The 24,359-nt window shown below is 60.4% G+C and carries 22 protein-coding genes; 2 read left to right on the top strand and 20 right to left on the bottom strand.

What is annotated here, in order from left to right; translation table 11 throughout:
- Nucleotides 1-56: 56 nt before the first annotated feature.
- The 3 genes from AB1E37_RS07325 to AB1E37_RS07315 form a co-directional block, all read right to left on the bottom strand.
- Nucleotides 57-1,253, bottom strand: coding sequence for a nicotinamide mononucleotide deamidase-related protein YfaY (locus tag AB1E37_RS07325; RefSeq protein WP_004184973.1), 1,197 nt, complete (start codon nt 1,251-1,253; stop codon nt 57-59).
- Between the two features lie 102 nt (nt 1,254-1,355).
- Complete coding sequence (locus AB1E37_RS07320; RefSeq protein WP_002913070.1) at nt 1,356-1,898, bottom strand: YfaZ family outer membrane protein; 543 nt, start codon at nt 1,896-1,898, stop codon at nt 1,356-1,358.
- Nucleotides 1,899-2,171: 273 nt separating this feature from the next.
- Nucleotides 2,172-3,113: an Rpn family recombination-promoting nuclease/putative transposase gene (locus AB1E37_RS07315; protein ID WP_117116843.1), complete on the bottom strand. Its 942-nt coding sequence runs from the start codon at nt 3,111-3,113 to the stop codon at nt 2,172-2,174.
- A gap of 137 nt (nt 3,114-3,250) precedes the next feature.
- On the opposite strand from AB1E37_RS07315, the gene nudI reads away from it, so the two are divergent.
- Nucleotides 3,251-3,676, top strand: coding sequence for a nucleoside triphosphatase NudI (gene nudI / locus AB1E37_RS07310; protein ID WP_004184975.1), 426 nt, complete (start codon nt 3,251-3,253; stop codon nt 3,674-3,676).
- A 55-nt stretch (nt 3,677-3,731) separates the two neighbouring features.
- Here nudI and menE read toward each other — a convergent pair whose 3' ends face one another.
- From menE to AB1E37_RS07275, 7 genes are all read right to left on the bottom strand, one after another.
- A complete protein-coding gene (gene menE / locus AB1E37_RS07305) occupies nt 3,732-5,108 on the bottom strand; it encodes an o-succinylbenzoate--CoA ligase (RefSeq protein WP_032447763.1) in 1,377 nt (458 codons plus the stop codon).
- Nucleotides 5,105-6,070 (bottom strand): o-succinylbenzoate synthase, encoded by a 966-nt coding sequence (menC, locus tag AB1E37_RS07300; RefSeq protein WP_004214603.1) that lies wholly within the window; start codon nt 6,068-6,070, stop codon nt 5,105-5,107. Before menC ends, menE begins: the two co-directional genes overlap by 4 nt.
- Nucleotides 6,070-6,927 (bottom strand): 1,4-dihydroxy-2-naphthoyl-CoA synthase, encoded by an 858-nt coding sequence (menB, locus tag AB1E37_RS07295; RefSeq protein WP_002913098.1) that lies wholly within the window; start codon nt 6,925-6,927, stop codon nt 6,070-6,072. Before menB ends, menC begins: the two co-directional genes overlap by 1 nt.
- 14 nt (nt 6,928-6,941) lie before the next feature.
- A complete protein-coding gene (gene menH / locus AB1E37_RS07290) occupies nt 6,942-7,700 on the bottom strand; it encodes a 2-succinyl-6-hydroxy-2,4-cyclohexadiene-1-carboxylate synthase (protein ID WP_032447765.1) in 759 nt (252 codons plus the stop codon).
- Nucleotides 7,697-9,367, bottom strand: a complete 1,671-nt coding sequence (gene menD, locus AB1E37_RS07285; protein ID WP_032447766.1) for a 2-succinyl-5-enolpyruvyl-6-hydroxy-3-cyclohexene-1-carboxylic-acid synthase — start codon at nt 9,365-9,367, stop codon at nt 7,697-7,699. Before menD ends, menH begins: the two co-directional genes overlap by 4 nt.
- An 82-nt stretch (nt 9,368-9,449) precedes the next feature.
- Nucleotides 9,450-10,739 carry an isochorismate synthase MenF gene (gene menF / locus AB1E37_RS07280; protein ID WP_032412004.1) on the bottom strand — a complete coding sequence of 430 codons (1,290 nt, stop codon included), beginning with the start codon at nt 10,737-10,739 and terminating at the stop codon, nt 9,450-9,452.
- A gap of 135 nt (nt 10,740-10,874) precedes the next feature.
- Nucleotides 10,875-11,336, bottom strand: a complete 462-nt coding sequence (locus AB1E37_RS07275) for a GNAT family N-acetyltransferase (protein WP_004184987.1) — start codon at nt 11,334-11,336, stop codon at nt 10,875-10,877.
- Nucleotides 11,337-11,393: 57 nt separating this feature from the next.
- Here AB1E37_RS07275 and rnz point away from each other — a divergent pair, with 57 nt between their 5' ends.
- Entirely contained in the window at nt 11,394-12,314 is a 921-nt protein-coding gene (gene rnz, locus AB1E37_RS07270) for a ribonuclease Z (protein ID WP_004899577.1), read from the top strand.
- 54 nt (nt 12,315-12,368) lie between these two features.
- Here the strand turns inward: rnz and nuoN are convergent, their stop codons facing one another.
- The 10 genes from nuoN to nuoE form a co-directional block, all read right to left on the bottom strand.
- Nucleotides 12,369-13,826: an NADH-quinone oxidoreductase subunit NuoN gene (gene nuoN / locus AB1E37_RS07265; RefSeq protein WP_004151107.1), complete on the bottom strand. Its 1,458-nt coding sequence runs from the start codon at nt 13,824-13,826 to the stop codon at nt 12,369-12,371.
- A gap of 6 nt (nt 13,827-13,832) precedes the next feature.
- On the bottom strand, nt 13,833-15,362 hold the full coding sequence (nuoM, locus tag AB1E37_RS07260) for an NADH-quinone oxidoreductase subunit M (protein WP_002913146.1): 1,530 nt from the start codon (nt 15,360-15,362) through the stop codon (nt 13,833-13,835).
- 169 nt (nt 15,363-15,531) lie between these two features.
- Entirely contained in the window at nt 15,532-17,373 is a 1,842-nt protein-coding gene (gene nuoL / locus AB1E37_RS07255; RefSeq protein ID WP_004899579.1) for an NADH-quinone oxidoreductase subunit L, read from the bottom strand.
- Nucleotides 17,370-17,672: an NADH-quinone oxidoreductase subunit NuoK gene (gene nuoK, locus AB1E37_RS07250; protein ID WP_002913148.1), complete on the bottom strand. Its 303-nt coding sequence runs from the start codon at nt 17,670-17,672 to the stop codon at nt 17,370-17,372. The genes nuoL and nuoK overlap by 4 nt, the downstream gene beginning before the upstream one ends.
- A complete protein-coding gene (gene nuoJ, locus AB1E37_RS07245) occupies nt 17,669-18,223 on the bottom strand; it encodes an NADH-quinone oxidoreductase subunit J (RefSeq protein ID WP_002913150.1) in 555 nt (184 codons plus the stop codon). Before nuoJ ends, nuoK begins: the two co-directional genes overlap by 4 nt.
- Before the next feature lie 11 nt (nt 18,224-18,234).
- Nucleotides 18,235-18,777: an NADH-quinone oxidoreductase subunit NuoI gene (gene nuoI / locus AB1E37_RS07240; protein ID WP_002913152.1), complete on the bottom strand. Its 543-nt coding sequence runs from the start codon at nt 18,775-18,777 to the stop codon at nt 18,235-18,237.
- A gap of 14 nt (nt 18,778-18,791) precedes the next feature.
- Nucleotides 18,792-19,769: an NADH-quinone oxidoreductase subunit NuoH gene (gene nuoH / locus AB1E37_RS07235; RefSeq protein WP_002913156.1), complete on the bottom strand. Its 978-nt coding sequence runs from the start codon at nt 19,767-19,769 to the stop codon at nt 18,792-18,794.
- The gene (nuoG, locus tag AB1E37_RS07230; protein ID WP_004149179.1) at nt 19,766-22,492 is read right to left on the bottom strand and encodes an NADH-quinone oxidoreductase subunit NuoG; all 2,727 of its coding nucleotides are present in this window, start codon (nt 22,490-22,492) and stop codon (nt 19,766-19,768) included. Before nuoG ends, nuoH begins: the two co-directional genes overlap by 4 nt.
- 32 nt (nt 22,493-22,524) lie before the next feature.
- Entirely contained in the window at nt 22,525-23,862 is a 1,338-nt protein-coding gene (gene nuoF, locus AB1E37_RS07225; RefSeq protein WP_002913158.1) for an NADH-quinone oxidoreductase subunit NuoF, read from the bottom strand.
- The gene (gene nuoE, locus AB1E37_RS07220) at nt 23,859-24,359 is read right to left on the bottom strand and encodes an NADH-quinone oxidoreductase subunit NuoE (protein ID WP_002913160.1); all 501 of its coding nucleotides are present in this window, start codon (nt 24,357-24,359) and stop codon (nt 23,859-23,861) included. Before nuoE ends, nuoF begins: the two co-directional genes overlap by 4 nt.

Below are 24,359 nucleotides of genomic sequence, written 5' to 3'. Positions count from 1 at the left end.
GTACAACAGGTTGGACGACCGGCGCCCCGAGGATACGGTGCGCCGGGGGGAATGACTTACAGCGAGAGGGAATCCACCACGTTAATCCAGCCATGTTCGCTGGCCAGCGGTTGGCCATTCAGCCAGCGACGCAGCATGTTTAACGCCATCATAGCGCAGACTTCCTGGCGTACCGCCAGGCTGTGGCGGGTGGCGCTAAACTTCACCCGCAGTGCGAAGGTGCCGTCCGGGGTGGCCAGGGCCACGTTAAGATGATCGTTTTCCTGACCGCTCACCGCCAGAGCCAGGCCGGCAAAATGGTTTATGCGCCGCTCGGCCGCCCAGCGGGCCGCCTGCGCCAGCGTCTCCTCCTGCGCCGGAACGACTTCGCTGGCCAGCAGCGGCGCGCCGGCGCGGGACAGCTGGAGCGCCAGCAGGCCGCTGGTAAACTGCTCGCTGAGCGTCAGGCTCAGCTGCCGCTCCTGCAGACAGCGGGCGATCTGCGCCGGTAACCCTTCCGTGCCTTCGAAAATCAGGCTGTCGCCAGCCACCTTACGCACCTCCGGCCACAGGGCCAGCATGGCGTCGCGCTGGTTGGCCGGTCCGGTTAGCTTGAGTTCAATGATCGGCATCGACGAGCGGTAACCCATCACCACGCCCGGAGGCAGCGTCAGCGGATTAAGACTTTGCGCCAGCTCGCTCTCCGAGCGGCCAAAGGTGGTCATACGCAGGCATACCGGCGGGTCCGGCAGCGTAAAGCGCTGGCGCAGACGCGGTAAAATTTCCTGCTCGACCATCACCTTAAATTCAGAGGGGACCCCGGGAGTGAAAAACATCAGGCAGCGGTTGAGCTGGATGGCAAAGCCACAGGCCGTACCGACCGGGTTGTTGATCATCTCGGCGCTGGCCGGGATTTCCGCCTGCTTACGGTTGCTTTCCGCCATCGGCCTGCCGCGCTCGGCAAAAAAGCGGGTCATGGTTTCCAGCCACTCCGGATGCAAAATAAGCCCTTCGCCTTTCGCAGTGGCAGCGGCCAGCGCGCTCAGGTCGTCGCTGGTTGGGCCGAGGCCGCCGTTGACGATCAGCACATCCGCCTGTTCGCTGCGTTCGCGCAGAATCGCCACCAGCGCATCGAGATCGTCGCCAACGGTATTGCGGCGCGTTAACGGTAAACCCTGATTAAAAAAGAAATCCGCCAGCCATGCCGCATTGGTATCAATGATTTGACCATGCAACACTTCATCGCCGGTGGACAGCATTTCCACATTCAACATTGCTCACTCCTTGCCTGCCAGGTGAGAAATACTATAACGCAAAGCGGGATGCTGACGAGGAGGAAAATCTGGCGCAGCAAGAAGATGCCGCGCCGGAAGAGATTAGAAGCTGGCGCTGGCGCCGATGTATGGGCCGTCGGCGATGGTGTTATCGCGGTTGCCATCTTTGCCCGCCAGGTTCAGGTAACGGTAGCCGGCCTGGATGCTAAGCGGACGCATAATGGTCCAGCTGGCGCCGACGTTGGCTTCCTGGTAGCTATCAATGCCGCTGGAGAGCGAATCCGGAGAGTAGTAATAATCGCCGTACAGGCGGAAGCTGTCGCCGATTTTCCACTGCAGGCCGCCGCCGACCGCGGCCGCATAACCTTCATCGCCCTGTTTCGGATTGGTGTAAATACCTTTACCACCCACGGTCGCGAGGAACGGCCCCAGCGGAATATTGAGTCCCAGGCCTAAACCCGCGGCGTCGCCGTCGTTATCGCTGTGCAGCCAGTTACCCGAAACGGCCAGGCCGGTGGACTCGGTGCCGAAGCCGACGCCAAGGTTGGTGTAATGCTCGCCGGCTTCACCGGTAACGCTAATCGCATGGGCCGCCGAAGAAACCATCATCACGCCCGCCAGCGCCATAAAAATGCTTTTTTTCATTATTTACTCTATCCAGAAAATTAAAATCAAAGAAGTCCCGAAAAACCTGAAAATTCTACTGCGCACCCATCAGGAATCAATGACCTGGCGAAATGAATTTTCACAAGAGTGTAACCAGTTGCGTATTTTTACGGCATCGAGCGTTGCCAGAACCACGAACAGCCTATTCAACGCCAGTAATATTCATGTTTATTATGATTAACGCTGACACATTGACGAAAACAGAGAGCTGGCGCCGCACGATCGGCGCGGCGCGGGTGGATAAGGGAATAATTAATGCTGCAGCCGGGCCAGACATTCCGGGGCGAGGCCGGTCAGTTTCGCCACCAGCGACAGGTCGAGTCCGTTAGCAAGCATCGCCCGGGCGATACGCTCCGCGGTCTGCTGCTCACCTTGCTCGATACCTTGCTGTAGACCTTGTTCAAGACCTTGCTTTAATCCTTGCTGATGGCCGCGTTGTTCCAGAAACTGGGCAATATTCATTAGCGTCTCCTTATGCGGCCGCCGGGGAACGTTTTGCGCAAGATGGCGCAAAAAAGCAACCGGATCGGCGGCGTTTCCTGCCTGTAATAAATAGTGCAACAGCGTCTTAAGCTGCCTGCGGCTAGTGTATCCCAGCGCCAGGAGCCTGACCAGCTGCTCATGCAGGTCCATCAAATCCCGCTGGCGAATATGCTTCTTTAGCAGCTCCAGCATCGCCACGCGCCGATGGCGCATGATTTCATCGTCCGGGGTGCTAGTGATATCAATTAAGGGAAAATCTTCACCATAGATCCGCCGCGCGATGTCCGGATCGGCAAAGCCTGCCAGCCAGCACATCGGGTAAGGCCAGGGAGAAACGCGACCATGATAAAACAGCAGCGGGATCACCAGCGGCAGCTGCGTATGCCCTTTATCCAGATGACGCTGCATCGCGGCTATCGCATAGCGCATCAGGCGAAATGCCATATGGCGGTCCGCCGAGCTTTGGTGCTCTATCAACAGATAGATATAGCCCTCCCCCGCCTGCGTTTGCAGCGAGTAAAGGATATCGGAATGACTCGCCCGCAGTTCGTCGTCAATAAAGCTCCCGGACTCCAGCCGCAGCGTGTTCAGATTACATAACGCGCGCAGCGGTGCGGGAAGGTGAATGTCCAGAAAATCCCTGGCCGTCGCCCGATGCGACAGCAGGTGTTTAAATACAGCATCGTGGGGGGAATTCGTCGCCCTTTCCATGGCGGTGCTCCATACAATCATTTTCGCTTAACGTAGCACTCAACAAGACCTGAACTGTATTTCGCTTGCAGTTTACCGAGGCGGCTCGCAAACTATTTCACCAGCATACCGCCCCATCCCTCTGCAGGAGAAAACCCATGCGCCACAGGACGATTGTTTGCCCGCTGATCGAGAATGAAGGCCATTATCTGCTTTGCAAAATGGCCGCCGACCGCGGGGTTTTTCCCGGGCAATGGGCCTTATCCGGCGGCGGCGTGGAGCCAGGGGAACGTATTGAAGAGGCGCTGCGGCGGGAAATACGCGAAGAGCTCGGCGAAAAACTCATCCTTACCCATATCGCGCCATGGTGCTTTCGCGACGATACCCGCGTCAAAACCTACCCCGACGGGCATCAGGAAACGATCTACATGATCTATCTCATCTTCGACTGCGTGAGCGCCAATCGCGATGTGACGATCAACGAGGAGTTTGACGATTACGCCTGGGTCAAAGCCGAAGATCTCAAAAACTACGATCTTAATGCCGCCACCCGCGTTACTCTCAGCCTGAAAGGGCTACTTTAGTCCAGCATACCGCGTTCAACCCACCCGGCGTTATGCCGCGGGATAATGCGGGTGGCTACGATACGGTCGCATGCGTCTGCTGCCTGACCCACTCGCACAGCGCCCGGCGCGAAATCTTAATCCCGCCGTTTTTTAACGTTTCCGGCAACCGCAGCCAACGCACCGGCTGCTGAAAACGCGCTAACCGCTCAGCGCTCCATGCCGCCAGCGCGCTCAACTCGCAGCCGTCATCGCATTCCACCACCGCTACCGGGCGCTGGCCGTATTCCGCATCATCCAGCGGCACGATAAACACCTGCTGTACCTGTGGATGGGCGAGTATCACACGCTCGACCTCTTCCGGTTGAATACCTTCTCCACCGCTAAAAAAGAGGTTATCCAGTCGCCCAACAACCGTCAGCCGACCGTTATGCAATGCTCCGCGATCGCGCGTCGCAAACCAACCTTCATTGTTGGTTAATGACAACAATTGACCATCCCGCCAGTAGCCTGCGGCCATACTCGACGCCCGCAGCCAGATCTCGCCGGCGACAATTTTCACCTCTCGCCCCGGCAGCGCTTCGCCAACATCCGCAGCGCCGTCGGCCTCTTTGGCACACACGGTGGAGGCGAATTCGGTGAGGCCATAGCCGCAGAAGCTGCGTATGCCCTGCTTTCGCGCCCGTTCAGTCAATTCGACCGGGATCGACGCGCCGCCGAGCAGCACCGCCTTGAGGGAAACCGCAGCATCATCATTCAGCAGGCGCCATAGCTGAGTCGGCACCAGCGAAGCATGGGTACAGCCGTGCAGCATCTGCGCCAGCGGCTGTTTGTCACGTACCGTGAGTCGCGCGCCGGCCAGCAGCCAGCGCCAGACGATCCCCTGACCGGAGACATGGAACAACGGCAGCGACAGCAGCCAGTCATCTCCTGCGGCAAACGGCATCAGCGCCAGCACGCCAGCCGCGCTGGCCAGATGGGCGTTGGCGCTATGTACCGCCGCTTTCGGCAGGCCGGTTGAACCGGAGGTCAACGTCATCGACACCAACCGATCGCCATGCCAGCAAGCAGCATGCTCGCCCTCGACCAACTGCAGGGTTAACATCGGTAAATTCCCCGGCAACACATCGCCATTCAGCACCAGCTGATGCTGCATGGTTAACGCGGGTAACAACGCCTGCAGCAACACCGCTGGCAGCTGCGGATTCAGCGGCAGCACCCGCGCCCCGCACTGTAGCAGCGCCAGCCATGCCAGCAGAGTTTCCGGCTGGTTATAGGCCCGGAGCGCCACGCCCTGCCCTTCCATTACGCCCTGCGCGGCAAAACCAGACGCCAGCGCGTCAACCCGCGCGCATAGCTCCCACCAGGTCAGCGGCTGGTTATTCAGACGTAAGGCGAGGGCCTCTCCACGCCGCTGACGCCAATGCCGCCAGGGCCAGTCGTTAAAGGTCACAGCAGCGGCTCCAGCGCATCAATGTTGAGCACCGGCAGCGCACTTTCGGGCCACGGCCGTACCAGCTGGGCGCCCATCAGCGCCAGCGTATCGAGTCCGGGGATGGTCTGCGGCGTCAGCCAGGCGGCAACCCGCGCCAGCTGGGTTAACCCAAGGCTGGACTCGATCGACGAGCTGATCACTACGCTCAACCCCAGCGCATGCGCCGCGGCGACCTGTTGCTGCACCTTCTGCAAACTGCCGGTTAGCGTCGGTTTGATCACCACCGCACGCACCCCCGGCTCGGCGACAAAGCGGAAATCCGCCTCGCGCAAGCTTTCATCCCAGGCGATAGCGATCCCTGTCTCGCGGCTAAAGGCCCGAGAATCCTCCCGCGTTTTGCAAGGTTCTTCAAGAAAAGCAATGCGCTGGCGGTACGCCGGATTAACGTATTTGGCGAACTGTTGCGCTTTGAGCGGCGTCCAGGCGCGGTTGGCATCGAGCCGCAGCTGCAGGTCGGGGATCGCCTCCAGCAGCAGATTGACCACCATACCGTCGCGGACCGCCTCCCAGAGGCCAACTTTGACCTTAGCGACCTTCTCGCCGGGCATCGCCGCCAGTCTGGCGAATAGCTCATCCGGATCGCCGGAGCAGAGCGGCGCCGCGCGATAATCCGCGGCCTGCGGTAGTTCGCCGCCAAGCTCCGCCTGCGCACAGCTGATGCCAAACGCGACGGAGGGCTGCGTGGGAAGCGGCGGCTCGGCGCCGTCGCGCCAGGCCTGTGCCCACGCTAACAGCGCCATTTGCGCCTCTTCCAGCGTCTCGACACTGAATCCCGGCAGGGGAGAAATTTCGCCCCAGCCTTCGCGTTCCCCCTCCTGCAGGCGGATGAACAGCCCGTCGCGGGTTTTTAACCGCCGCTCGCGCAGCACCACGCCCGCGTCCATCGGTATCTGCCAGCGGTAAACCTGCGAAACGCGCATTATGGATTCCGTTTAAATTTGCTGAAGTCCGGCTGACGTTTCTGGTTGAAGGCGTTGCGGCCTTCCTGCCCCTCTTCCGTCATATAGAACAGCATAGTGGCGTTGCCCGCCAGCTCCTGCAGACCAGCCTGGCCGTCGCAGTCGGCGTTCAGCGCCGCTTTCAGGCAGCGCAAGGCCATCGGGCTGTTCTGCAGCATTTCACGACACCAGCGCACGGTCTCTTTTTCCAGATCCGCCAGCGGTACCACGGTATTCACCAGCCCCATGTCCAGCGCCTGCTGAGCGTCATACTGGCGGCACAGGAACCAGATTTCGCGCGCTTTTTTCTGCCCGACGATCCGCGCCATATAGGAGGCGCCCCAGCCGCCGTCGAAAGAGCCGACTTTTGGCCCGGTCTGGCCGAAGATGGCGTTTTCCGCCGCGATAGTCAGATCGCACATCATATGCAGCACGTGACCGCCGCCGATAGAGTAGCCGGCCACCATCGCGACCACCGGTTTTGGACAGGTGCGGATCTGACGCTGGAAGTCGAGCACGTTAAGATGATGAACGCCGGAGTCGTCCTGATAGCCGCCGTAGTCGCCGCGGACTTTCTGGTCGCCGCCGGCGCAGAAGGCTTTCTCACCTTCACCGGTCAGCACGATGACGCCGATATTGTCGTCATAGCGGGCATCCGCCAGCGCCTGGATCATCTCTTTGACGGTCAGCGGGCGGAAGGCGTTGCGCACCTGCGGACGATTAATGGTGATTTTGGCAATCCCGTCAGTCGATTTGTGATAGCGAATATCGGTATAGCCTTCGGAGCAATCGTGCCATTCAACGGGGGCGTAGAGCATTGCTTCATCAAGAGAGATCATAGAATGTCCTTCAGTTAACTTGCCAGAATCTGCGCCAGACAGGCAATCACCGCCGCCGGGTTGTCCCGGTGCGCGTTGTGTCCGGCATGGTGAATAAGATGGAGATCCGCCGCGAGCGTCTGCGCGATGGCGCGAAACTTCGCGTCGCGCTCGCCGCACAGGTAGTGAAAAGGAAAATCGCGCGCCTGCAGAGACGCGCGCAGATCGGCCTGCGCGGCAAGGGAGGTTGCCTGCAGCATCGCCGCCAGCGTCGCGCCGTTGTTCCGGCTGCGTAAGGCGACCAATGACTCACGCTGCGCGGCATTCAGCGAAGCGAAGACCGGCTGCTGATACCAGTCGGCAAAGACCTGCTCAAGCGGCTCGCGGTGAAAACGTTCCGCCCAGGCGCGGTCATTGCTGCGCCGCACCTGCCGCGCCTCTACATCCTGCAGGCCCGGATGGCCGCCTTCAACGATCAGCCCGCGCATGCCTGCGCGCGGCTGGCTGGCGAAGTTCATTGCCACCCGGCCGCCCAGCGAGTAGCCGATCAGCCAATACTTATGTATGTTGTAACTATTAAGCATAGACTGCAGCAGAGTATTGACCCCGGCAAAGTCCTGTACCGCGATATCCGCGGAGCCGCCGTGCCCCGGCAGATCGAGATACAGACGCGGCCAGACGGGAAAGGCGTCGCCCACTTCACGCCACTCGTCGCGGTCGCCGGAAAACCCGTGCAGAAACACCAGCCAGGGATAACCTGACTGACCGTTGTCGACCGCCGCGCTGAGTATCACAGGCGGCTTACCTGCGCCAGCAGCTGCTGGAGAGTCTGCGTGCCGTCGGTCTCGTTGACCGCCAGCTCAATCACCGTCGCCCCCGCCCTGCGCCAGGCGCCGGCCAGCGCCTCATCCAGCGACGGCCAGTCATCAGGACGATGATAGGCCAGGCCGAACATCGCCGCCGCGTGGCTGAAATCCACGTCCTGCGGCATTAAATAGAACTGGCGGCGTTCGTCCTGCGGCGTCGGCAGCATAGAAAAAATCTGTCCGCCGTTGTTATTCACCACGATCAGCACCAGCGGCGCCGACGCCTGGCGCAGCAGGGCCAGCGAGTTGAGATCGTAGAGCGCGGAGAGATCGCCAACGATGGCCAGCGTCGGTCGGGCGCTGGCGCGCTGCACGCCGGCCGCAGTGGCGATCAGGCCATCGATGCCGCTGGCGCCGCGGTTGCTGTAGACCGGATACCCGGCCGGTAGCTGCGCCAGGGCGTCGATCAGGCGCACCACCAGACTGTTACCGACAAACAGTTGCCCCTGCTCCGGCAGATAGCGCCGAATACGCTGCGCCAGCTGCGCTTCGCCAAAAGGCTCATTGCTGGCAACCGCCGCCTGCCACGCCTGCCCGGCAAGCTGTGGGATCACCGTCGCCCACGGCTGACGTTTTTCCGCCGGATGCAGCTCAAGCCAGCACTCAACGCTGGCGAGCAGACGGCGGCCGCGGTGCTGCGCCGGGTCGAGGCGGCCTGGCAGATTATCCACCAGCCAGTATTCATCCGGCTCGCAGGTCGCCTGCCACTGGAGCACGCGTTTGCCGGTCAGGCTGCTGCCGAGCTGCACCACGATCTGCGCCTGCGCCAGTTCGCTGACCGCTTTGCCGTTGCCCAGCCACAGGTCGGCGCACGGCAACGGCTGCCCGGTCTGCGACAGGACATCGCCGATCAGCGGCCAGCCGAGAGTTTGCGCCCACTCAGCCACTTTTTTCCCTTCCGCGGCGCTCATTCTCCCCGCCACGACGACGCCGCGTTTTTGCCGCCAGAAGAACCAGTCGCGCTGCTTCTCGCTCTCTAACTGCAGCGCCTGACGCAGCCAGGGTTTATCGCTCTGCCACCAGTTGCCGAGCTGCTGCTGCCACTCCACGCCGGTCTCATCCATATCGCCATACAGCGGTTCGGCGAACGGACAGTTGATATGCACCCCGCCGGCGTGCAGCGCCCCCAGCGCCTGGTCGATGGTTGAGACCAGCCAGCGGGCAGGAATATCCTGCGAGGGACGCGGCAAAGAAATCGTCTGCGCAGGATGGGAGGCAAACATTCCGGGCTGGCGGATCGCCTGGTTCGCGCCGCAGTCGATCAGCTCCGGTGGACGGTCGGCGGTCAACAGGATCAGCTTTTCGCCGGTGAGGCCCGCCTCAATCAGCGCCGGATAGAGGTTCGCGGTGGCGGTCCCGGAGGTGACTATCACCGCCACCGGCTGCCGGCTGGCCTTCGCCAGTCCGAGCGCCAGGTGGCCGAGGCCGCGTTCGTCGAAATGGGTATGATGGATAAAGGCGCGGTTTTCCGCCGCCGCCAGGGTTAAGGGTGTCGAGCGCGAGCCCGGCGCGATGCAGATATGCTGCACGCCATGGCGCGTTAAAGCTTCCAGGATCACCGCCGCCCAGCGTCGGTTAAATGCGCTTACTGACATGAAATTGTCCGGTATCAAATATTGATGCTAAGTATAGATAAGGCAAAGTGACGTCGTTTTGATATGCATCGTCATTCAAGCTTTATGGACACAGCAGCGAGCGCAGCCCGGCCGCTTTGTTGTCAATCTCCTGCCACTCCTGCTGTGCATCAGAGCCGCTGACGATCCCCGCCCCGGCATACAGCCGCAGGGTGTCGTGGTTCACTTTCGCCGAACGCAGCGCCACGCAAAACTCGCTTTGCGCCAGTGACAGATACCCGGCGGACCCGGCGTACCATTCGCGGGAAAACGGTTCATGACGCTGAATGAACGCCAGCGCCGCCCGGCGCGGCAGGCCGGCCACCGCGGCGGTGGGCTGCAGCTGCAGCAGACAGCGGCTGTCGTCAGGCGCCGCCAGCTCGGTCCAGATGCAGCGTCGGAGATGCTGCACCTTACGCAGCCTCACCACCTGCGGCGGCAGGACGTCCAGCGTCGAGGCCTCACTCTGCAGGCGCTGGCAGATATCCTCTACCACCAGCATGTTTTCCCGCTGGTTTTTGTCGTCTTTCATCAACCAGTCGGCCAGTTGCTGCGCCTTCGCGTCTTCCTGATGGTTCGCGACGGTCCCCGCCAGCGCTTCGGTGCGCAGCAGCGCGCCGCGCCGGCGCCACAGCCGTTCCGGCGTGGAGCCGAAAAATGCCTGCCGGGCATTGAACGCCATCAGGAAATGAAAACAGTTAAGATTGCTGCGCCGGCTAGCCGCCATGATGCTCACGGCGTCCAGCGGGGCGGCAAACTGCAGGTCAGTTGCCCGCGCCAGCACTACTTTATCCATTTCACCGGCGCTGATCGCCTTAGCCGCCCGCGCAATCATTGCCTGCCATTGAGGATAGTCGGATGAGTGGCGCTCGCTCAGCAACGGCGGTATGGCGCCGGGAGTCGCCTGAGTGGTTGTCAGGCTGGCGAGAAACGCGCGGGCCGTCGCGGCATCCTCACGCAGGGAGATATCACTATGCAGCACCAGCCGCAGCACGGCCCTGCCGCCGCACCGGCGCCACTCCAGACGCGGCAGCGCCAGGCTGCCCTGCTGCGGTTCAAACGCATTCAGGCCGCAGATACGCAGATCCTGCCGGCCGGACTGGCGTAAAAAGCGGTTCGCCGCGTCGAGCGAGGTAAAGGTTTTTACCGCCCCCAGCGTCGCCAGTTCCTCATCGCCATTGCGCTGCTGCCAGTAAAACTGCGGCCATTGCGCCTGCTGGCCGCACCATAGTAGCGGATCGAAGGCATCATTCAGCGGAAAGGCAACATCGATAATTCGCGTGCCGGGCGAGTCTGGAAATGACTCGCCCAGGCCGTCTTGCAAACGGGCCAGCGCAGTGGAAACAGACAGCACGCAAATCTCCACGGTAGTAAAACCCCACATTATAAGGGGTTCGACGACGGAATAGCAGTACCCATGATGAGGGAGCGGGTTTTATCTTACCCGCTCGCCGGGCCAGAGCTGCGCGTGGACGAGGGTGCAGAGGAGTCAGACAGCGCGCTTTTCTCGCGCCATGCCAATGTGGGGGATGCCATCCTCATCATAGACCTCGGTCACCGGCGTAAAACCGAAGTGGGCGTAAAAGGATTGCAGGTGCGCCTGCGCCCCGAGGTAAATCGCCTTTTGCGGCCAGTGCTGCTGACAGCTGGCCAGCGCCTGCTCCATCAGCTGATAGCCGAGCTTCGCACCACGGGCGGCGGGGCTGACGATGACCCGGCCAATCACCACCGGTGCAAACTCCTCTTCGCTTTTGAGGATCCGCGCGTAGGCCACCAGTTCGCCATCGCGCCAGCCGAGCAGATGGCGATTTTCACCAACCAAATCATCGCCGTCGACATCCTGATAGACGCACTGCTGCTCTACGACAAAGACTTCACTGCGCAATTTCAGCAGCGCATACAGCTGGGGAACGGTGAGTTCACTATGGTGGAGATCCTGCCAGGTCATCATCTGCTGCTCCTTATTGATATACTGATACTTTGCGACTCGCCCTGAGGACACTGGACGATGGAATTAACTTTTTTGGGGACATCCGCCGGGGTGCCGACCCGCACGCGTAATATGACGTCGATAATACTGAATTTGCAACAGCCGACCCGCGCTGAAATGTGGTTGTTTGACTGCGGCGAAGGGACCCAGCATCAGTTTCTTCACACGCCCTACCATCCCGGCAAACTGAATAAGATTTTTATTACCCATCTGCACGGCGACCACCTGTTCGGCCTGCCCGGTCTGCTGTGCAGCCGCTCGATGCAGGGAAACTCTCTGCCCCTCACCCTCTACGGGCCAAAAGGACTCAAAGAGTTTGTTGAGACCGCGCTGCGCCTGAGCGGTTCGTGGACCGACTATCCGCTCACCATCATCGAAGTCGGCCCTGGTCTGGTGTTCGACGAAGAGGGCTATCGGGTCACCGCGTATCCGCTCAGCCATCCGGTGGAGTGCTATGGGTATCGCATTGAGCAGCATGACAAGCCCGGCACCCTCGACGCCGCCCAGCTGATTGCCGATGGCGTGCCTCCCGGGCCGCTGTTCCATCAACTCAAGCGCGGACAGCGCGTCGAGCTGGCAGATGGCCGGGTCATTGACGGCAGCCGCTATCTGGGGCCAGCAACCCCGGGTAAAACGCTGGCCATCTTCGGCGATACCGCCCCCTGCCCGCAGGCGCTGGAGATGGCTCGCGGGGCGGATGTAATGGTCCACGAAACCACCCTTGAGCAGGCGATGGCGGAGAAAGCCAATAGCCGCGGCCACTCTTCCAGTCAGCAGACCGCGGCGCTTGCCAAAGAAGCGGGGGTCGGTACGCTGATCGCCACCCACTTTAGCTCGCGCTACGATGCCGAAGGCTGTCTGCGTATGCTGGCGGAATGCCGGGAGATTTTCCCTAACACGCTGCTGGCGGAAGACTTTATGGTCTACAAGATGGCGTAAAATCCGGGCATAAAAAAACCGCCATCCCGGCGGTTTTTTATTGAGTCAATCAACTTACATCAGCGGCGTCGCCAGCTGCACGATGCTAATCAGCGGCTGCGGCCAGATACCGAGCACCAGCACCAGCAGCGCGGAGATCAGCACCACGATACCGCCGGCGCTGTACTGCCAGTTTGACGGCGCATCGCGATTCAGTTGCTCCGGCGCGCTCAGGTACAGGCTCACTGCCACGCGCAGGTAGTAGTAGAGACCGATCGCCGAGCCGACAACCACCGCGGCAACCAGCCACCACAGATGCGCATGCACACCGACGGCCAGCACGTAGAACTTACCGATAAAGCCGAGGGTCATCGGGATGCCGGCCAGGGAGAGCATCATCACCGTCATCACAGCCGACAGGATCGGACGGTGCCAGAACAGGCCGCGGTAGGAGAACAGCGAGTCAGCATCCGGGCCGCGGTACGGGCTGGACATCAGGCTGACCACGCCGAACGCGCCGAGGCTGCTGAACAGGTAACCGGCCAGGTAGACGCCCACGGCTTCCATCGACATTTCACCGCTCTGCAGGGCAATCAGCGCCACCAGCAGATAGCCGAGATGGGAGATGGAAGAGTAACCGAGCAGGCGCTTAATGTTGGTCTGGCTCAGCGCCATCAGGTTACCGAAGATGATAGAGGCGAAGGCGATCAGGCCCAGCACCACGCGTACCGCTTCGCTGTTGCCCACCGGCATGTACAGGAACAGACGCATCACTACGCCGAAGATAGCGATCTTGCTGGCGGTCGCCAGGAAGGTGGAGACCGGCGCAGGCGCCCCCTGGTAAACGTCCGGCGTCCACAGGTGGAACGGCACCAGCGACAGTTTAAAGCCAAGACCGACAATCATCAGGCCAAGACCCGCCAGCAGCAGCGGCTCGTGCAGCATGTTGTCCGCCAGGCTTTTGCCCAGCGCGAGGAAGGACAGGTTGCCGGAGTTCGCATACACCAGCGCCATACCGAACAGCAGGAAGGACGAAGCTGCCGCGGAGAGGATGGTGTATTTGATGCTCGCTTCCAGCGAACGCTTCTGGCGGAAGGCGTAACCAACCAGGCCGAACAGCGGCAGCGAAATCAGCTCAATACCGAGGAACAGCGCCGCCAGATGATTCGCACCGGCCAGCAGAATGCCGCCCAGGGCGGCGATCAGCACCAGCAGGTAGAACTCTTCTTTGTTGTCCTTGTAACCCTCAAGCCACGGGTAGGCGAAAGTACAGGTCGCGAGGCTCGCCAGCAGCACCAGACCGGTGTAAAGCATGGCGTAGCCGTCAACGCGGATCAGCGGCGTGACGTCCATCGCCCCGTTCTGGCCGACGAACCAGAGCGAGACCAGCGCGGCGTTAAGTCCAAGAACCGACAGCGTGGCATTGAGAAAATGATTGCGTCGCCACGCAATGGAGAGCATCACAACCACCACCGTCAAGCCGACGATCAGCAGCGGTAGCAGTGCGATCAGTTGTTGTGGAGTTATTGTCATGGCGAATTACGGCCTTGTAGTAGAAACAGAATTAACAAACCACTGCTGAATGTTGCTCATCGCAGCATGCGAGGTGTCGAGGATCGGCTGCGGGAAGAAGCCCAACAGCACCAGCAGCACCACCAGCAGCAGGATGATAGACAGTTCACGCAGGGACATCCCCGGCAACTCTTTCGCCGCCACTTCGCTCTTCGCTTTACCGAAGTAAGCGCGATGTAACATCGACAGCGAGTAAACGGACGCGAATACCAGACCAAAGGTGGAGATGACGGTGATCGTCGGCACCACTTTATAGCTGCCGAACAGGATCATAAATTCGCCGACGAAGTTACCGGTGCCCGGCATCCCCAGGGTGGCGACAGCGAAGAACATCGACATCGCCGGCAGCCATTTAATTTTGCTCCACAAGCCGCCCATCTGGCGCATATCGCGGGTGTGCAGACGTTCGTACAGCTGGCCGCACAGAATGAACAGACCCGCCGCGGACAGACCGTGAGCAATCATCTGGATCACCGCTCCCTGATAGGCCAGCTGGCTGCCGGTGTAGATAGCAATCAGCACGAAGCCCATGTGGGACACGGAGGTGTAGGCGATCAGGCGTTTAATATCGGTCTGGGCGAAGGCCATCCACGCGCCGTAGAAGATACCAATCACGCCCAGCCACATGGCGATGGGTGCAAACTCGGCGGAGGCATTCGGGAACAGCGGCAGCGCAAAGCGCAGCAGACCGTAGGCGGCGGTTTTCAGCAGGATCCCCGCGAGGTCGACAGAGCCGGCGGTCGGCGCCTGGGAGTGAGCGTCCGGCAGCCAGCCGTGCAGCGGCACCACCGGCATTTTCACCGCGAAGGCGATGAAGAAGCCGAGCATCAGCAGGTATTCCACGCCGTGAGACATTGGGGTTTTCAGCAGATCTTCATAGTTGAAGGTCCACACGCCGGTGGCGTTGAAGTGGACGAAGGCCAGCGCCAGAATGGCAATCAGCATCACCAGGCCGCTCGCCTGGGTATAGATGAAGAACTTGGTGGCCGCTGTGATGCGCGTTTTACCGTCCGAGGCTTTGTGGCCCCACAGCGCGATCAGGAAGTACATCGGCACCAACATCATTTCCCAGAAGAAGAAGAACAGGAACATGTCGATGGCGAGGAACACGCCGATAACGCCGCCCAGGATCCACATCAGGTTGAGGTGGAAGAAGCCCTGGTATTTTTCGATTTCACGCCACGAACAGAGCACCGCCAGCACGCCGAGGAGACCGGTCAGCACCACCATCAGCAGCGACAGGCCGTCGATCGCCAGATGGATGCTAATGCCGAAGCGTGGGATCCACGGCAGCACGAATTCCGACTGCCATTGCGGAATACCCGCGGATTGCGTCAGAGAATAGCCGCCCTGCATCCACAGCTGCAGGCCAAGCACCAGCGTCAGTCCCATGGTAATCAGCGCGATCCAGCGCGGCACTTTCACGCCAAAGCGTTCGGTCTGCCAGCACAGGAAGCCGCCGATAAAGGGAATTAATATTAGCCAGGGTAGTAACATGGCGATTTTTATTCCTTGTTAAAGTCCCGTTCAGGACCGATTTTCAACGAATTCGACTACATTCACGTTTGAGTGCGGTTTGTTGTGTCGGGTGGCGCTTCGCTTACCCGACCTACGGTCTCGTAGGCCCGGTAAGCGAAGCGCCACCGGGCAAAACCGCGCGATCAAATCAACGCAATACCATCAGCAGCGCCAGCACCACCACCGCGCCGATGCTCATTGAAGCCACATACCAGCGCAGATAACCGTTCTCGCTCACCAGCAGGCCTTTGCCTGCGAAGCGGGAAAGGATCGCCGGGATATTCATCAACGAGTTCAGCGGATCGCGTTTCAGCAGCCAGGCAATACCGAGGAATGGTTTTACGAACACCTTGTCGTATAACCAGTCGAAGCCCCAGGCATGGAACCACCAGGTACCGAAGAAGCGGCCAGGCGCACTGTTGGCGATGGAGGTCACCAGCGTGCGTTTGCCCAGCCACAGCCATGCAGCGATCAGAATCCCGGCAATGGCGATGATCCCGGAGGCAATCTCCAGCGTCATCACGCTACCGTGGGCGAGCTCAGTGGTCTGCGGCAGTACGCCTTCCAGCGGCGGCACAATCAGCGCGCCAACGAAGGTGGATAGTACCAGCAGCACAATCAGCGGCAGATGATGGGTAATCCCCTTCCCTGCGTGCGCGTGAATTTGCTCTTTACCGTGGAATACGATGAAAATCATCCGGAAGGTGTACAGCGAGGTCATAAAGGCGCCGACCAGGCCTGCCACCATCAGATTGATATGGCCATTGGCCATCGCGCCTGCCAGAATCTCATCCTTACTGAAGAAGCCTGCGGTGATAAGCGGCAGTGCGGACAGCGCCGCGCCCCCCACCAGGAAGCAGACGTATACCAGCGGAATCGATTTGCGCAGGCCGCCCATCTTGAAGATGTTCTGTTCGTGATGGCAGGCCAGAATGACCGAACCAGACGACAGGAACAGCAGCGCTTTAAAGAACGCGTGAGTCATCAGGTGGAAAATCGCCGCGTCCCATGCCTGCACGCCCAGCGCGAGGAACATGTAGCCAATCTGGCTCATGGTAGAGTAGGCGAGAACGCGTTTGATATCGGTCTGCACCAGCGCGGCGAAGCCCGCCAACACCAGGGTGACCGCCCCGACGATACCGACCAGATGCAGCACTTCCGGCGTCATCAGGAACAGGCCGTGGGTACGGGCGATCAGATAGACGCCAGCGGTGACCATGGTCGCGGCGTGGATCAGCGCAGAGACCGGCGTCGGACCCGCCATCGCATCGGCAAGCCACGTTTGCAGCGGCAGCTGGGCGGATTTACCGACCGCGCCGCCAAGCAGCATCAGCGTCGCCCACTGCAGCGTGGTGCTGCCGTTAGCGAAGTGCTGCGGCGCCAGCTCCACCATTTCGCGGAAGTTCAGGGTGCCCAGTTCGTTATAAAGAATGAACAGCGCGAAGGCGAGGAACACGTCGCCGACGCGGGTCACCACAAACGCTTTCATCGCTGCGGCGCCGTTCTTCGGATCGGTGTAGTAGAAACCGATCAGCAGGTAAGAACAGAGGCCCACGCCTTCCCAACCGAGGTACATCAGCAGCAGGTTATCGGCCAGTACCAGAACCACCATGCTGGCGATAAACAGGTTGGTATAGGCGAAGAAGCGGGAATATCCCTCTTCACCGCGCATGTACCAGGAGGCGAACATGTGGATCAGGAAGCCGACGCCGGTAACTACGGAGAGCATGGTCAGCGACAGGCCGTCCAACACCAGGTTGAAGCCGATGTTGAAATCACCGACCGACATCCAGGTCCACAGCGGCACGCTGACCGCCTGTTTGCCGTTAGCGAAAAAGTCGACGCCAACGTACACGGTGACCAGCGCCGCCAGGCCTACCGAGCCCATGCCAACGGCGGCGGAAAGATTTTCCGACCAGCGCCCGCGGGAGAAGGCCAGCAGCACAAAGCCAATCAATGGCAAAAGAATGGTTAAGGCAAGCATGTTCATCCACGCAACTCACTTACTGAATCGATGTTCAGGTTCTGGCGGCGACGATGGAGCTGCAGCAGCAGCGCCAGGCCGATACTCGCTTCCGCAGCCGCGAGGCTGATGGCGAGGATATACATTATCTGACCATCTGCCTGACCCCAGTAGCTACCCGCCACCACAAAGGCCAGCGCGGCGGCGTTAATCATGATTTCCAGGCTAATCAACATAAACAGCAGATTGCGGCGGATCACCAGCCCCGTCAGACCAAGCACAAACAGGATGGCCGCGAGGATCAGTCCATGTGTTAAGGGGATCATGCGTGTTCCTCCGTTTTTCGTTTGTCGCTGTCGTTCAGACGGTTGCTCAGCACCTCGCCGGCGCGCTCTTCGCGGCCAATGTGGAAGGCAACCACCAGGCCCGCCAGCAGCAGCATGGAGGCCAGCTCCACCGCCAGGACGTACGGCCCAAACAGCGCAATGCCCACTTCTTTGGCGTTAATCGCCGCACCGTCGATACCCTGGTCGTTAATGCCCAGGATGGCGTAAACGATAACCACCAGCAGCACCGCGGAGAGGATGGCCGGGCCAATCCAGATCCCCGGCTGCAGCCACTTGCGCTCCTGTTCGATCTCGGTGCCGCCCAGGTTGAGCATCATCACCACGAAGACGAACAGCACCATAATGGCCCCGGCGTAGACGATGATTTCCAGCGCTCCGGCGAAGTACGCGCCCAGCGAGAAGAACACCCCGGCAATCGCCAGCAGCGAAATAATCAGGTACAGCAGCGCATGCACCGGATTGGTGTGGGTGACGACCCGCAAGGTTGCGAGGATGGCTATCAGGCCACAGATATAAAAAGCGAATTCCATTGCCCCTCTCCTTACGGTAACAGGCTCTTGACGTCGATTGGCTTAGCTTCATTTTCCGCTTCGCCCTTATCTTTGCCGTCGATTGCCATACCCGCCATCCGGTAGAAGTTATATTCCGGGTATTTGCCCGGACCGGAAATCAGCAGATCCTCTTTTTCGTACACCAGATCCTGACGCTTGTATTCACCCAGCTCGAAGTCCGGGGTCAACTGGATCGCCGTGGTCGGGCACGCTTCTTCGCACAGGCCGCAGAAGATGCAACGTGAGAAGTTGATGCGGAAGAACTCCGGATACCAGCGGCCGTCTACCGTCTCTGCTTTCTGCAGCGAGATACAGCCCACCGGGCAGGCTACCGCACACAGGTTACAGGCGACGCAGCGCTCTGCACCGTCCGGATCGCGGGTCAGCACGATGCGGCCGCGATAGCGCGGCGGCAGGTAGACTGGCTCTTCCGGATACATCCGGGTTTCACGTTTGGCGAAGGCATGCAGGCCAATCATCCAGATACTACGGACCTGGGTGCCGAACCCCACCAATAATTCTTTTAAGGTCATGTTCAATTCACCCCTTATTGCGCCTGCCAGAGAATGACAGCCGCCGTTACCAACAAGTTGACCAGCGTTAACGGCAGGCATACCTTCCAGCCAAAGGACATTACCTGGTCATAGCGCGGACGCGGTAATGATGCGCGGATCAAAATGAACATCATCATGAAGAACGCGGTTTTCAGCGCGAACCAGATGAAAGGAGGTAACCACGGGCCATTCCAGCCGCCGAAGAACAGCGTGACGATCAGCGCTGAAACGGTGACGATACCGATGTATTCCCCGACGAAGAACAGACCGAATTTCATGCCGGAATATTCAATGTGGTAACCATCGGCCAGTTCCTGCTCCGCTTCCGGCTGGTCGAACGGGTGACGGTGACACACCGCCACGCCGGCGATGGCGAAAGTCACGAAGCCGAAGAACTGCGGGATAACGTTCCACAGATGCGCCTGGTTGTTAACGATATCGGTCATATTGAATGACCCCGCCTGCGCCACCACGCCCATCAGGGAGAGACCGAGAAACACTTCGTAGCTCAGGGTCTGCGCGGAAGCACGCATCGCCCCCAGCAGCGAGTATTTGTTATTGCTCGACCAACCGGCGAACAGCACCGCGTAGACCGCCAGGCCTGCCATCATCAGGAAGAAGAGGATGCCGATGTTCAGGTCGGCCACCACCCACGTCGGGCTAACCGGCACGATAGCGAAGGCCAGCAGCAGCGAGGTAAAGGCGATAACCGGCGCCAGAGTAAAGATCACGCGATCGGAGAAGCGCGGGATCCAGTCCTCTTTAAAGAACATCTTGATCATGTCGGCGACCAGCTGCAGCGAACCGCCCCAGCCGACGCGGTTAGGTCCGTAGCGGTTCTGGAACAAGCCGAGCAGACGACGCTCGCCGAAGCTCATGAACGCGCCGCAGGTGACAACCACCAGCAGAATGACCACGGCCTTCAGGATGCTTAACAGAATGTCGATAAGATCCGGCGTTAACCAGCTCATGCTTTCGCCTCCTGCAGTGAATCAATACGCGATCCGGTCAGCACCGGCGCAATGCCCGGCATGCCCATCGGTAAGCCAACCTGTCCCGCGGTCAGGCCTTCAGAGATAACCAGCGGCAGACGCAGGGTCTGGCCTTCCACGCTAAAGGAGAGCATTGCCCCTGGGTTGACGCCAAGCTTCGCGGCATCCGCCGGGTTCAGCTTGATGTACGGCTCAGGCATCCGGCTCTGGAACACCGGCGCGCGCTGAGACAGCTCATCGCTGCCGAACAGATGGTAGTACGGCGCAATTCGCCATTTGCCCTCTTCCGCCTGGAAGCTGGCCGGCACCGCCGTGAAGTACTCCAGTCCGCTGGCGGACGCTTCAAACAGACGAACGCCCGGATCGCCGTGGCGCAGTTTCCCGCCCACTTCATCCTGGAACTTGTTCCATGCCTGCGGGGAGTTCCAGCCCGGCGCCCAGGCGAACGGGATCTGCGAACGCGGGGCGGACGGCTGGTTGTTCCCTTCCATGGAGAAGGCGAACATCGTGTCTTTATCCTGCGGCTGACGCGGCTCGTGCACGCTGATGTTAGCGCGCATCGCCGTGCGGCCGCTGTAGCGGTGCGGTTCACGCGCCAGCTTCTGGCCGCGGATGCGGAAGGTCGCATCCGGCGCGGCGTCTTTAATGCCCGCCAGCTGCGGCAGCGCCGCAATCGCCGCATCAATGACGTGGTCCAGCTGAGTCCAGTCAACCTGACGGTTGTTGACGGTGCTGTGCAGCGAATGCAGCCAGCGCCAGCTTTCCAGCATTACGGTTTTCGCGTCGTAGTAAGCCGGATCGTATACCTGGAAGAAACGTTGGGCGCGGCCTTCGTTGTTCACCACGGTACCGTCGCTTTCCGCAAAGCTTGCCGCGGAGAGCACCAGGTGCGCTTTGTCCATAATCGCGGTGCGCTGATGATCCACCACCATCACCAGCGGCGCTTTCGCCAGCGCAGCGTCAACGCGCGCGGCGGAAGCATGACGGTGAAGGTCGTTTTCCAGCACGATAACCGCGTCTGCGGCGCCGCTTTCCAGTTCGTCCAGCGCCTCTTCAAGCGAGCCGCCGCCGATCATGCCCAGTCCGACGCTGTTAACCGCCCGGGCGACCATGGTCACCCCGACATCGGCGCCGCGGCCTTTCAGAGCTTTCGCCACGTTAGCGGCGGCCTGGATGATCTCCATGCTGCCGGCGTTGGTCCCGGAGATGATCAGCGGTTTTTTCGCCCCGGCCAGCGCCTGAACGATCACATCGACTTTACCCTGCAGGTCCTGGCTCAGGCCGTCAACCGCCGGCGCGCTGTCGTCCAGCGCATGGGCAATAGCAAAGCCGAGACGCGCCTGATCTTCCACCGGCGCGCGGTAGGTCCACGCCGCGATGTCATCCAGGCGGGTGTCATCGACGTTAGTGACGAATAGCGGGTGCTTGGCGCGCTGGCCGATGTTGAGGATCGCAGCGATCTGCCAGTCGGCCACTTTCTGCGCCGCCGCCATTTCGCGTGCTTTCCCTTTCACTGCCTGGCGTACCGCCAGGGCCACGCGCGCGCCGGTCTGGGTAATGTCTTCGCCCAGCACCAGTACCGCATCGTAGGATTCGATATCGCGCAGGCTTGGCGTGTGGATCCCACCCTCGCGCAGCACTTTCAGCATCATCTGCAGGCGCGCTTGTTCGCCTTTGGCGATGCCGGTATAGAAGTTGTCGGCGCCCACCAGCTCGCGCAGCGCGAAGTTGCTTTCAATGCTGGCGCGCGGGGAACCGATGCCGATCACTTTCTTCGACTGGCGCAGGATATCCGCCGCCCCCTGCATCGCCTGCTCGGCGTTAAGGGTGATCAGATCGTCGCCGCGGCGCTGCACCGGCTGACGCGGACGGTCTTTCAGGTTCACGTAGCCATAGCCGAAACGACCGCGGTCGCAGAGGAAGTAGCGGTTCACGGTACCGTTATAGCGGTTTTCGATACGACGCAACTCGCCATAGCGTTCGCCCGGGCTGATGTTACAGCCGATGGAACACTGCTGGCAGATGCTCGGCGCAAACTGCATGTCCCACTTACGGTTATAGCGCTCGGAGTGGGTTTTGTCGGTGAAGACGCCGGTTGGGCAGACTTCCACCAGGTTGCCGGAGAACTCGCTCTCCAGGGTGCCATCTTCCGGGCGGCCGAAGTAGACGTTGTCGTGCGCGCCATAGACGCCCAGATCGGTGCCGTCGGCATAATCTTTGTAGTAGCGCACGCAGCGGTAGCAGGCGATGCAGCGGTTCATTTCGTGCGAAATAAACGGCCCCAGATCCTGATTGCGGTGGGTACGCTTGGTGAAACGATAGCGGCGGAAGCTATGACCGGTCATCACCGTCATATCCTGCAGGTGGCAGTTGCCGCCCTCTTCGCAGACCGGGCAGTCGTGCGGGTGGTTAGTCATCAACCACTCCACCACGCTTTCGCGGAACTGCTTCGCTTCGCTGTCGTCGATAGAAATAAAGGTGCCGTCGGATGCCGGAGTCATACAGGACATCACCAGGCGACCACGCGTGTCTTCCGCGTTCTGATATTGCTTCACCGCACACTGGCGGCAAGCACCGACGCTCCCTAGCGCCGGGTGCCAGCAAAAGTAGGGAATATCAAGACCAAGAGAGAGACAAGCCTCTAGCAGGTTGTCCGCCCCGTTGACCTCGTATTCTTTGCCGTCTACATGAATCGTAGCCATTTGCGTGCTTCCAAAAATAAAAAACCTTTAGATTACCAGCGCGTCTTAAGCAGGTTCGGCTGAATCCCGTTGATTGCATGGGTATTGCTGAACTGCTGCTTAATGCCAGCCTCGAATTCTTCGCGGAAATATTTAATCGCGCTCTGTAGCGGCTCGACCGCGCCCGGCGCGTGCGCGCAGAAGGTTTTACCCGGGCCCAGGAATCGACACAGTTGCTCAAGGGTTTCGATATCGCCAGGCTGGCCTTCGCCGCGCTCCAGGGCGCGCAGGATCTTCACGCTCCACGGCAGACCATCGCGGCACGGCGTACACCAGCCGCAGGACTCGCGGGCAAAGAACTCTTCAAGGTTGCGCACCAGCGAGACCATGTTGATCTCGTGGTCAACGGCCATCGCCAGCGAGGTGCCCAGACGGCTGCCCGCTTTACCAATGCTTTCGAATTCCATCGGCAGATCGAGGTGCGCTTCGGTGAGGAAGTCGGTCCCTGCTCCGCCCGGTTGCCAGGCTTTAAACTTCAGGCCATCGCGCATACCGCCGGCGTAATCTTCGAGGATCTCGCGGGCAGTGGTGCCGAACGGCAGCTCCCAGACGCCCGGATTCTTCACCCGGCCGGAGAAGCCCATCAGCTTGGTGCCAGCATCTTTGCTGGTGGAAATGTTCTGGTACCACTCGACGCCGTTGGCGAGGATCGCTGGCACGTTGCACAGGGTTTCTACGTTGTTGACGCAGGTCGGCTTGCCCCAGACGCCGGAGCTCGCCGGGAACGGCGGCTTGGATCGCGGGTTGGCGCGGCGGCCTTCCAGAGAGTTGATCAGCGCCGTCTCTTCGCCGCAGATATAGCGGCCTGCCCCGGTGTGCACGAACAGCTCGAAGTCAAACCCGGTGCCGAGGATGTTTTTCCCCAACAGACCCGCTTCGGTGGCTTCAGCAATCGCGCGACGCAGATGCTGGGCCGCTTCAATATATTCCCCGCGCAGGAAGATGTAGCCGCGGTACGCTTTCAGCGCAAACGCGGAGATCAGCATGCCTTCCACCAGCAGGTGCGGCAGCTGCTCCATCAGCAGGCGGTCTTTATAGGTGCCCGGCTCCATTTCATCGGCGTTACACAGCAGGTAACGGATGTTCATGGATTCGTCTTTCGGCATCAGGCTCCACTTCAGACCAGTGGAGAAGCCCGCGCCGCCGCGCCCTTTCAGGCCAGCGTCTTTTACCGCCGTGACAATCTCATCCGGGGCCATCCCGGTCAGGGCTTTACGCGCCCCTTCATAGCCATTTTTACTGCGATACTCGTCCAGCCACACCGGCTGCTTGTCGTCGCGCAGGCGCCAGGTGAGCGGATGCGTTTCCGCAGTACGAATTACGGTTTTCATTTGTACTGCTCCAGCAGGTCAGGAATTGCCTCCGGCGTCAGATGGCTGTGAGTATCCTCATCAATCATCATGGTCGGTCCCTTGTCGCAGTTACCCAGGCAGCAGGTCGGCAGCAGGGTAAAGCGGCCATCAAAGGTGGTCTGCCCCGGCTTGATATTCAGTTTCTTCTCAATGGCGGCCTGAATACCCTGATAGCCGGTGATGTGGCATACCACGCTGTCGCAGTAGCGGATCACGTGACGGCCAACCGGCTGGCGGAAAATCTGGCTGTAGAACGTCGCCACGCCTTCCACGTCGCTGGCCGGGATCCCCAGCACATCGGCGATAGCGTAGATCGCGCCATCCGGCACCCAGCCGCGCTGTTTCTGAACGATTTTCAGCGCTTCGATGGACGCCGCACGCGGGTCTTCGTAGTGGTGCTTCTCGTGCTCAATAGCCTCACGCTCTGCCGCACTCAGCTCAAAAGCCTCGGTTTGTGGTTGTTGATTCTCGTGCAT

It is taken from the genome of Klebsiella sp. Shm-1 (genome assembly GCF_040804525.1).
GTDB classification, from domain to species: Bacteria; Pseudomonadota; Gammaproteobacteria; order Enterobacterales; family Enterobacteriaceae; genus Klebsiella; species Klebsiella pneumoniae.
Note: the sequence above shows the minus strand (reverse complement) of the source record. Positions and strands in the feature narration are given on the sequence as shown.

Coding starts and splice junctions, on each gene's coding strand:
- nuoH (WP_002913156.1), bottom strand. CDS start 19,769: ATGAGCTGGTTAACGCCGGATCTTATCGACATTCTGTTAAGCATCCTG.
- AB1E37_RS07325 (WP_004184973.1), bottom strand. CDS start 1,253: ATGTTGAATGTGGAAATGCTGTCCACCGGCGATGAAGTGTTGCATGGT.
- menD (WP_032447766.1), bottom strand. CDS start 9,367: ATGTCAGTAAGCGCATTTAACCGACGCTGGGCGGCGGTGATCCTGGAA.
- nuoF (WP_002913158.1), bottom strand. CDS start 23,862: ATGAAAACCGTAATTCGTACTGCGGAAACGCATCCGCTCACCTGGCGC.
- menB (WP_002913098.1), bottom strand. CDS start 6,927: ATGATCTCTCTTGATGAAGCAATGCTCTACGCCCCCGTTGAATGGCAC.
- nuoM (WP_002913146.1), bottom strand. CDS start 15,362: ATGTTACTACCCTGGCTAATATTAATTCCCTTTATCGGCGGCTTCCTG.
- AB1E37_RS07320 (WP_002913070.1), bottom strand. CDS start 1,898: ATGAAAAAAAGCATTTTTATGGCGCTGGCGGGCGTGATGATGGTTTCT.
- AB1E37_RS07315 (WP_117116843.1), bottom strand. CDS start 3,113: ATGGAAAGGGCGACGAATTCCCCCCACGATGCTGTATTTAAACACCTG.
- nuoG (WP_004149179.1), bottom strand. CDS start 22,492: ATGGCTACGATTCATGTAGACGGCAAAGAATACGAGGTCAACGGGGCG.
- nuoL (WP_004899579.1), bottom strand. CDS start 17,373: ATGAACATGCTTGCCTTAACCATTCTTTTGCCATTGATTGGCTTTGTG.
- menC (WP_004214603.1), bottom strand. CDS start 6,070: ATGCGCGTTTCGCAGGTTTACCGCTGGCAGATACCGATGGACGCGGGC.
- nuoN (WP_004151107.1), bottom strand. CDS start 13,826: ATGACAATAACTCCACAACAACTGATCGCACTGCTACCGCTGCTGATC.
- nuoE (WP_002913160.1), bottom strand. CDS start 24,359: ATGCACGAGAATCAACAACCACAAACCGAGGCTTTTGAGCTGAGTGCG.
- nuoJ (WP_002913150.1), bottom strand. CDS start 18,223: ATGGAATTCGCTTTTTATATCTGTGGCCTGATAGCCATCCTCGCAACC.
- AB1E37_RS07275 (WP_004184987.1), bottom strand. CDS start 11,336: ATGATGACCTGGCAGGATCTCCACCATAGTGAACTCACCGTTCCCCAG.
- nuoI (WP_002913152.1), bottom strand. CDS start 18,777: ATGACCTTAAAAGAATTATTGGTGGGGTTCGGCACCCAGGTCCGTAGT.
- nudI (WP_004184975.1), top strand. CDS start 3,251: ATGCGCCACAGGACGATTGTTTGCCCGCTGATCGAGAATGAAGGCCAT.
- rnz (WP_004899577.1), top strand. CDS start 11,394: ATGGAATTAACTTTTTTGGGGACATCCGCCGGGGTGCCGACCCGCACG.
- nuoK (WP_002913148.1), bottom strand. CDS start 17,672: ATGATCCCCTTAACACATGGACTGATCCTCGCGGCCATCCTGTTTGTG.